The organism is Pseudomonas sp. P4_C4 (genome assembly GCF_056402055.1).
Map to the genome: position 1 here is coordinate 1 of NZ_JBFUID010000113.1, position 8,490 is coordinate 8,490.

At 56.6% G+C, this 8,490-nt stretch carries 9 protein-coding genes and 1 pseudogene; all 10 read left to right on the plus strand.

Annotated features, from left to right (window positions below; genetic code table 11):
- On the plus strand, positions 1-1,076 hold a 1,076-nt coding region (locus AC1DXW_RS30480; protein WP_477760866.1), incomplete at its 5' end, for a DUF2345 domain-containing protein.
- A 16-nt stretch (positions 1,077-1,092) separates the two neighbouring features.
- Positions 1,093-1,842, plus strand: coding sequence for a DUF4123 domain-containing protein (locus AC1DXW_RS30485; RefSeq protein WP_477755665.1), 750 nt, complete (start codon positions 1,093-1,095; stop codon positions 1,840-1,842).
- Between the two features lie 221 nt (positions 1,843-2,063).
- On the plus strand, positions 2,064-2,573 hold the full coding sequence (locus AC1DXW_RS30490) for a DUF3304 domain-containing protein (RefSeq protein ID WP_477755666.1): 510 nt from the start codon (positions 2,064-2,066) through the stop codon (positions 2,571-2,573).
- A 249-nt stretch (positions 2,574-2,822) separates the two neighbouring features.
- Entirely contained in the window at positions 2,823-3,341 is a 519-nt protein-coding gene (locus AC1DXW_RS30495; RefSeq protein ID WP_477760867.1) for a DUF3304 domain-containing protein, read from the plus strand.
- A complete protein-coding gene (locus AC1DXW_RS30500; protein WP_477755667.1) occupies positions 3,329-3,637 on the plus strand; it encodes a hypothetical protein in 309 nt (102 codons plus the stop codon). Before AC1DXW_RS30495 ends, AC1DXW_RS30500 begins: the two co-directional genes overlap by 13 nt.
- Before the next feature lie 36 nt (positions 3,638-3,673).
- Complete coding sequence (locus AC1DXW_RS30505; RefSeq protein WP_477755668.1) at positions 3,674-4,177, plus strand: DUF3304 domain-containing protein; 504 nt, start codon at positions 3,674-3,676, stop codon at positions 4,175-4,177.
- Positions 4,165-6,519, plus strand: coding sequence for a T6SS phospholipase effector Tle1-like catalytic domain-containing protein (locus AC1DXW_RS30510; protein ID WP_477760868.1), 2,355 nt, complete (start codon positions 4,165-4,167; stop codon positions 6,517-6,519). The genes AC1DXW_RS30505 and AC1DXW_RS30510 overlap by 13 nt, the downstream gene beginning before the upstream one ends.
- Entirely contained in the window at positions 6,519-6,782 is a 264-nt protein-coding gene (locus AC1DXW_RS30515) for a PAAR domain-containing protein (RefSeq protein WP_477755670.1), read from the plus strand. The genes AC1DXW_RS30510 and AC1DXW_RS30515 overlap by 1 nt, the downstream gene beginning before the upstream one ends.
- Before the next feature lie 140 nt (positions 6,783-6,922).
- Entirely contained in the window at positions 6,923-7,915 is a 993-nt protein-coding gene (locus AC1DXW_RS30520) for a hypothetical protein (protein ID WP_477755672.1), read from the plus strand.
- Positions 7,908-8,490 (plus strand): annotated as a pseudogene (locus AC1DXW_RS30525) (ImcF-related family protein); the annotation flags it as partial. The gene AC1DXW_RS30520 and the pseudogene AC1DXW_RS30525, both read left to right, overlap by 8 nt.

Below are 8,490 nucleotides of genomic sequence, written 5' to 3' on the forward strand. Positions count from 1 at the left end.
AGGCCCGGGCGTACGCCGGCGACACCCACGGCCTGCACCTGCCGCTGATCGCCGGCACCGAAGTGGCGGTGGCCTTCGAACAGGGCGACCCCGACCGCCCCTACATCGCCCACGCCCTGCACGACAGCCAGCACCCCGACCCCGTCACCATGTACAACGAAAAACGCAACGTGCTGCGCACCCCGGCCAATAACAAACTGCGCCTGGACGATACCCGCGGGCAGGAGCACATCAAGCTCAGCACCGAACACAGTGGCAAGAGCCAGTTGAATTTAGGGCATGTGGTGGATGCCGAGCGTCAAAAGCGCGGTGAGGGGTTTGAGTTGCGCACCGATGCCTGGGGCGCGATTCGGGCGGGTAAGGGGTTGTTTATCAGTGCCGATGAACAGAGCAAAGCCCAAGGCCAGGTGCTGGAAATGGCGCCGGCAACCGACTTGATCGAGGGTGCCAAGCAGCAAATGACTGACTGCCAGGAAACTGCGCAGGCCCATCACAGCCGCCAGCCCGCTATCGATGGCCTACGCCAGTTGCAAGTCGAAGCCAAAGACCTGACTGCCCCGGCCATTCTGCTCAGCGCACCCAAGGGCATCGCAGCGGTAACCCCAGCCAGTCTGCTGTTCAATAGCGGTGATGCGCTGTACCTGCAAAGCCAGGACGACATCAACCTCGCCGCCGCCCAACGCCTGTCAGCCCACGCCAAACAAGGCATTTCGTTACTGGCCCAGCGGGAAGGCATGCGCTTGGTTTCCGGCAAGGGACCGCTGGAAATCGAATCCCACGGCGACCTGATGAACCTGATTGCCCAGCAGGACATCACGATCCAATCGGTGCAGGGGCATCTGCTGTTGGCTGCGCAAAAGAGCATCACTCTCGCCTGCGGTGGCGCTTACCACCGGATTACGGAGGAGGGCGTGATTCAGAATCATGGACGAGAGCTCTGCAACAGAGGCAACCATCGGTGGGGACCGCCTATGGGGCAGAGTTTCCCTCTGCCTGAGTTGCCGCAGTCGGTGTGCGAGGAGTGCCTGCAAAAGGCTCGGAAGAAAGCCATCGGTGTGCTGATGCGCCAAGGTTGATAGAGGAAACATACAGATGAAAACGCCTATCCAATGGCTGGAGCAGATCGAACGGGTGTGCGCCACAGCCGAAGTACAGCAAGTTGATCTTTTGCTTGATCAAGCCGCGTGGAGCCAATGCGCTGTTCCTGGGCTGCAGCAACAGAGCCCCAAGGTGCCATGGTTCTCATTGTTCACGGGTACGCCAGAAGAAAAGTTGCTGGACCAGGCGCCGCTGTTGATGCGCCTGGACCTGACCATTTGGCAACACAAGGCCTGGCTGGAAGAGCTGATCGAACACTGCGCGGCCGATGCTCGCCTGATGGTCCTGATCTCGCCCCTACCGTTTGAAGAATTGAGTCATGCCTTGCAAGCCCTGTCTCAAATGCAGTGGGGAGGACAGGCCGGTTTGTTGCGTTTTTACGATCCGCGAATCTTTCCCGTGTTGATGAACACCATTCTCACCGACGAACAGCGCGCCGAGTTCCTGCAAGTCGCCTGCTTCTGGGGCTGGCTTGATCGAGACGACCAGCCGCAATGGCTGCAAAGCAATTGCCTGACGAAGCAACGCGGCATCGAAGTCAGTCCCTTCGTGGCGCTCAGTGATGAGCAATGCGAAATGATTGGCCGTATCAGCGATGCCCAGAAACTCTTGGGTGACAGTGAGTTTGACCATCTGGATGACAGTCAGGAACGACGTTTTGAGATGTTGTACTCGATTGTCATGCAAGCAAGTCGAGAGAACTACTTTGGGGATATAGGCGAGTACGCGCGCCAGCGACTATGAGTTGGAAATGGATGTTCTGTTGGGTCAGTTCCCACTCAACACCTATGAAGTGGTGTACCCCAGTGTGCATGTTGATGTCGGCGGTGGTTACCCGTAGAACGACCTAGACATGGCCGCAAGTACAACTTCAGTCATCAGGCTGAATGGGGAAGAGGCCCGTGCGGGGATTTTCCAATGCAGCCTGAAATGAAATAAGGGAGTGGCCGATGATGGAGATAACAATGAAAAAAATCTGGGCGAGATGGTTGTTGGGTTTATTGGGATTGGCCTTGGTGGGATGTTCCACGGCAGACAATGAAATGGCGGGCGGTAATTTAAAGGCGGTTAACCATACCCTGCATGCGATTAATTGGTTTTCAGTCAATGGGTACAGGGCTCACGGTGGCGGTGGAAGTTCGTGCTGCATTGTCCTGCCGATTAAATGGCGTCCTGGCTTAAAGGCGCATATTGAATGGGAAGTTGATCCAGAGCCTTATGCAAAAATAAAACGAAAAGCAACCGGGTATGGGTTCGATGAAGAAGCGTGGGCTGCGCACGAAACCAATTTTCAACGTTATACCACCACAGTGGATATTCCCGAATGGCCAGGAACGGACTCTTGTGGTTTAAGCGTGCATTTCCTAAGTTGCAATCAAATCAAGGTTACGACTTCGTGCTGGGGGTACGGATCGCCCAATAACCCAATTAAAGAACCTAAGCAGATGAAGGAGCCAGCCGTATGTCCGAAGTAAAGAGTAATTCAAGCGCTAAGGTCTGGGCGCCGCCCGTTTTTCCAGTGGCGGGGCGTTTGCCGGGTGATGTTGTGATGGTGATTGCCAACTGCAACAAGCCACAGCCTGCACATCAGTTTGCTCTTCGATCGCACTAACAATAACGAGTTCAATGACGTGAAGAGGAATCACCTGAGAGGCTGCATGGGAAAGAGGCCCGTGCGGGATTTTCCCCATGCAGCCTGAAATGAAATAAGGGAGTGGTCGGTGATGGAGATAACAATGAAAAAATCCTGGGCGAGATGGTTGTTGGGTTTATTTGGGTTGGCATTGGTGGGATGTTCCACAGCGGACAATGAAATGGCGGGAGGTAATCTACAAGCGGTTAACCATACTCTGCATGCGATTAATTGGTTTTCAGTTAATGGGTACAGAGCTCACGGAGGAGGTGGAAGTTCGTGCTGCATTATCCTGCCGATTAAATGGCGCCCTGGCTTAAAGGCGCATATTGAATGGGAAGTTGATGCCGATCAATTTGCGTATTCGAATTGGCCCTCTGATCCAGAGGGGTATCGTGCGGCGCAGTTGAAGCATAAAGCTAAGTATCAGCACTACAGCACCACCGTGGATATTCCTGAGTGGCAAGGAACAGATTCTTGTGGTTTAAGTGTGCATTTCTTAATTTGCAATCAAATCAAGGTTACGACTTCGTGTTGGGGGTATGGGTCACCCAATAACCCAATTAAAGAACCTAAGCAGATGAAGGAGCCAGCTGTATGTCCGAAGTGAAGAGTAATTCAAGTGCCAAGGTCTGGGCGCTGCCCGCTTTTCCGGTGACGGGGCGTTTGCCGGGTGATGTTGTGACGGTGACTGCCAACTGCAACAAGCAAACTGCCGAGGAGGATTGGCACCATCGACAGGTCAACTCCAAAGGGAAATCCCAGCGCTTTGAATGCGTTCAAAGTTTGCACGTTAGCTTGTTTTTCGATGGCACCAATAATAACGAACTGGATGACTCCAAGAAAAAACCTCCGAGAGGCTGTATTGGAAAGATGCCCGTGCGGGATTTTTCCCATGCAGCCTGAATTGAAATGAGGGAGTGATTGGTGAAGGAGATAACAATGAAAAAAACATGGGCAAGATGGCTGTTTGGTTTGTTTGGATTGGCCTTGGTGGGATGTTCAACGGCAGACAATGAAATGGCCGGGGGCAATATTCAAGCGGTTAATCATACGTTGAACAATATTAACTGGCTCTCGGTTAATGGCTATAGGGCCGATGGTGGAGGGGGACGCTCCTGCTGCATTATCATGCCGATTAAGTGGCGACCTGGCTTAAAGGCTCAGATTGAATGGGAAGTCGATCCTGAGCCTCATGCAAAAATGCCCTCTGTAACATCCATGGAGTTTCGAGAGGCTTATGCCAAGCATTCTGCCAACTACCAAAATTACACCACCATCGTGGATGTCCCCGAATGGCCAGGAACGGAGTCATGCGATCTTAAGGTGCATTTTTTCACCTGTAATCAGGTCAAGGTTACGACTTCTTGCTGGGCACCTAGCTCACCTAATTATCCGATTAAAGAAACTATGGAAATGAAGGAGTCAACCGTATGTCCGAAGTAAAGAGTAATTCAAGCGCTAAGGTCTGGGCGCCGCCCGTTTTTCCGGTGGTGGGGCGTTTGCCGAGTGATGTTGTAATGGTGGCCGCCAACTGCAACAAGCAAACCGCCGAGGAGGATCACCACCATCGACAGGTCAACTCAAAAGGGAAATCCCAACGGTTTGAATGCGTTCAAAGTTTGCACATCAGTTTGTTTTTTGATGGAACTAACAATAATGAAGATAACGATACCAAGAAAAATCACCCCAGTAATATTGCCAAGCTTTTTCATGCTTCGCTCAGGGGTGAACAGTCAGAAAAATCGGGTTTTTTTTCTTTTTATATGCCCGGTGTCGGAACTCCCTTTCCCGAAATCGGCGAACTGGATTACAGCGCAGAGGGGCTGAGGTATGCGACGGGTGGTGAAGATCGCATCAATTGGGCATTGGTGTCATTGGCTCATGCGCTGACGTTTGCATTGACCAAGCAAGAGTTATCCAAAGCCGACAGAAAAAAAGCAGTCAATGCCATGAGTACCTGGCAGGCACCGCTGATGAGCGTCCAGGGAGAAGGCAAACGACGACGAGTCATGGAAGGGCTGTTGGGTCCCTTGGAGGCCTGCAAAGACAAGTCCCGGCAACCTAAGGTGCTGGCAGTCAAACTATACGTGTACGGTTTCTCGCGCGGGGCGGCAGAGGCTCGCACTTTCGTCACCTGGCTGAGCCAGTTGTTCGCTATGCCGAACGGCGCCGAGCTTCCCGAACAACGTCTGATCGGCTTGCCGGTCAGCGTCGAGTTTCTCGGGGTGCTGGATACCGTCGCCTCGGTCGGCATCGCCCATGCGGCGCCTTTTTTTGCCGGGCACATGGGCTGGGCGGATGACAGTCAATTGCTGCCTGACGCCGCCAAATTTCCGAACTTCGTCAAATGCTGCCGGCACTTCGTCGCGGCTTTCGAGCAGCGTTCGTGCTTTCCGCTGGACTCGATCCGCAACGAGAATGGTCAGTACCCACCCAACACCTATGAAGTGGTGTACCCCGGTGTGCATTCCGATGTCGGCGGTGGTTATCCGCAGAACGACCAGGGTAAGGCTCGTGGTGGTACTGATGAGTTGGTGTCGCAGATTGTCCTGCACGACCTGTATGCCGAAGCATTCGCCGCTGGCGCACCATTGCAGGTGCCGGAAGCGGCATTGTCGAAAAGCCGGTTATCGCAGGAGCCATGGCGTGAAATGGCCCCGAAAACCTTGTCAGAGTTTGTGGTCAATCAGCAAGTAATCGAACGCTTCAACGCCTGGCGCCACACCCTGCCAGGCATAACCACCGACGCCCCCATCCACACACCCGCCTGGGAGTACCGACCGCAGCCACTCAGCACCACCGTGGAAGACACCCTGGCCGATCAACTGGGCTGGATCACCGGCTGGCGCATCGGTCGTTACGCCAATGACCCGTTGCAGAACAATGACAGCTACAAGCATCAACCGTTCTTCACCCAGGCCAATGAAATCACTGCCTTCGAAACCGACGAACAACGCGCGGCCTATGAAAGGCAGAAAAAAATTATTTTGGCCGATCGGCTGAAAGCACCCGAAACGGCGATAAATCACCCCGGCCCGCCAATCTACGAACCGCAGATCGACAAGACTCAGCTCAGTCAGGCTGCGGCGGAGTTCAAACGCGACTACAAAGGCTTCGACCGCAATCAAACCAGTGCGGTCGGCACGATCACCGATGTGCTGTTGCGCGACGCCATCTATCTGCTCAACGAAAACGATGAGCTGCAAGACCACGCCGCGATCAAGGTCGCAGGCGAACTGCGCACCAAACAATTGTTCAGCGACGACCGTGGCACGCCCGGCAAGGACCCGCACATGGGGCTGGTGGTCGCGCTGTTCGATGACCAGATCCACGACTCACGCGCCTGGTTCATGCACGACGCTTTGGGATCGCGGGAGCTGTGGGCGGGCTACTTCTTTTACCGCATGACGTATTTCGGCAACGCCAACAGCCGGGACTTGTCACCGGTGGTAGTGGCCGGACGAATACTGGGCGTAGCGATGCTCGCCGGTGCCACGGTTTACGGGATCAAACGGGGTGGGGCGCTGGGCGGGATTGGCGGGCTGGCCGCGGGCATCGGTGGCGCAGCCATCGGCTATCAAGTGATCGACAAGGCGCGCGGTGTGGCGCTGCCGTTCCTGCCGGACGCCGCGCAGTTGCTCAAACCGACGGCTCATATTGGCCAGGTGGCGGCTGAGCTGAAGCAGCAGATTGCCCAGGAAGACTACGTGCAACGTATTGAACGAACCAGCGCCATGCTGCGCGAGGCGGGCAGTTTGTTCGAACTCGCCAAGGAGCGTGGCTGATGTTGCCTCTGGTACGCATGGGTGACTCGATGAGCCCTTTCGGGGGTGAAGTTCTCGAGGGTCACTACGAAGCCTTCGGCAAACCGATAGCCTGTCTGGGCGATCAGGCCCGCTGCGATTTACACGGCATGACACGCATCAGCGAGGGCGCGTCGGGTTCGATCATGGACGGCAAGCCCGTGGCCCTGGACGGGCATCGGTGTGAATGCGGCTGCCGACTGGTCAGTTCGCTGGCGGCTTCGTCGATGAAGGTGGCGCCATGAATCACCCGCCGAAGTTCCCGGAGCTGATCGTGCCGAGCACACCGCATTGGCGGCGCTGGTGGCTGGTTTTGCTATGGCTCTGGGGTGTGCAAATGGCGGTCCTGTTGACGCTGTGGCCGGAGGAACGGTCGCGGTTTGAACTGTGGTTATGGAGTGCGCTTTTGCCGTTGTGCTGGGCGTTGGCATTGGCGCTGCGGGTGCTGGTGTGGCAAATCGGCGTGTTCAATTGCCAGGTGCAGCGTCGCACCCGGGATGTCGCCAGTCAGCGTTGGTGGGGCAGACGCAGCCTTGGCTTGCCGGTGCAGCAGGTGCTGTTGCTGGGGCCCGCGGGCGATGTGCAAGCGCACTACCAGGGGTTGATGGCGAACGCTCCCGTGCCTCAGGCCCTGACCCCAAAGGATGCCACGCAGCCCATGCTGCGTTGCACGGTATCACTGAGTGTGGCCGGCGAGCGTGCCTCGGCCTTGGCCCGACACCTTGCCCGGTTGACCCTCGCACTGCCCGAGTTGAAGGACCGCTGGCCGCAACTGCGAGGCATTGCCTGGGCGGGTGAGGAGGACCACCAGGCGGCTTTTGTCGAAATGTTGGCCAAGCACGACGTGGTATTGCCCGAAGCCCGTTTGCCATTGCAGGCACTTCCCGATCTGGACGGTCTGATCGATGCCTTTGATCAGGACTGTCGTGGTGAGGCTGATTGGCTGATATGTGCCGGGGTGGTGTCGACGCAGAGCGCCGAAGACGGGGAAGTGCCCGGTGAGGCCGGCTTCGTCTGGCTGGTGTGCCGACAGGGGCGAACGTTGTTGCACCGGGGTGAGTATCTGCTGAGCGAGAGGGGTGAAACGCCCGCTGAGCTTTGTCCGCAGATACAAGGTTACGCCGGCCTGGACTGCGCGCCACCCACCTGTCTGGCACTGGACGAAACCAGTCAGAAGGCGTTCGTGGAGGGCGGCTGGTCGGCCGCCGAACATCAATTGGCAGGGCACTGGGGCGTGCTGGCGCATCTCGCGCCGTTCATCGGTATGTCCATGGCCCTGTTGCAAGCGGGAGAGGCCGGGCAGCCATGCGGCTGGCTAAGCCAGGATGGAGACAAACGATTGGCTATTGGAGTGGCGGTGCCTCATGGCAATGATTAAGGAAGAACACCAGGGCTCATTGATGAAGGTGGGATTGGTTTATCTGCTGGTCATCACGGTGCTGGTTGTATTCGGTTGCCTGCTGTACAGCTTGTGCGGCGGCTATTTCAATTGGCCTCAACAGTCGCTCATATCCCTTTTGCAGTGGGGGCTGGGTGTCTGGTTTGCGCTCTGCTGGTTTTGCCCGGTGCTTCTGCTGGCCTGGGATCGTTTGGCCGTGGGGTTGGCTGATAGGGCGGTGGCAGCGATTGCTGCGCCAACGGTTTCGCCACTAAGCCCGCCGGGCGCTTCGCCTGCTGAACCCTGGGCCCCCAAACTGATCGAGTACCTGCGGAAAAACCACAGCCCCCTCTGGCCCCGTAAAATCCGCCTCCTGCTCGTCGTCGGCGAACCCGAGCAAATCACTGCCATCGCCCCCGGCCTGACCTCGGAAAACTGGCTCGACGCGCAGAACACCGTGCTGATCTGGGGCGGCAGCCTGCAAGCCGAGCCCACCGAGGCGACGCTGAATCAGTACCGCCGCCTGACCCGCTGGCGCGCGCTGGACGGCGTGGTCTGGGCGCTGAGCAAGGAGC

Excerpts from the sequence above, each read along its gene's own strand:
- AC1DXW_RS30505 (WP_477755668.1), top strand. The coding sequence starts at position 3,674 with ATGAAAAAAACATGGGCAAGATGGCTGTTTGGTTTGTTTGGATTGGCC.
- AC1DXW_RS30485 (WP_477755665.1), top strand. The coding sequence starts at position 1,093 with ATGAAAACGCCTATCCAATGGCTGGAGCAGATCGAACGGGTGTGCGCC.
- AC1DXW_RS30500 (WP_477755667.1), top strand. The coding sequence starts at position 3,329 with ATGTCCGAAGTGAAGAGTAATTCAAGTGCCAAGGTCTGGGCGCTGCCC.
- AC1DXW_RS30495 (WP_477760867.1), top strand. The coding sequence starts at position 2,823 with ATGGAGATAACAATGAAAAAATCCTGGGCGAGATGGTTGTTGGGTTTA.
- AC1DXW_RS30515 (WP_477755670.1), top strand. The coding sequence starts at position 6,519 with ATGTTGCCTCTGGTACGCATGGGTGACTCGATGAGCCCTTTCGGGGGT.
- AC1DXW_RS30510 (WP_477760868.1), top strand. The coding sequence starts at position 4,165 with ATGTCCGAAGTAAAGAGTAATTCAAGCGCTAAGGTCTGGGCGCCGCCC.
- AC1DXW_RS30490 (WP_477755666.1), top strand. The coding sequence starts at position 2,064 with ATGAAAAAAATCTGGGCGAGATGGTTGTTGGGTTTATTGGGATTGGCC.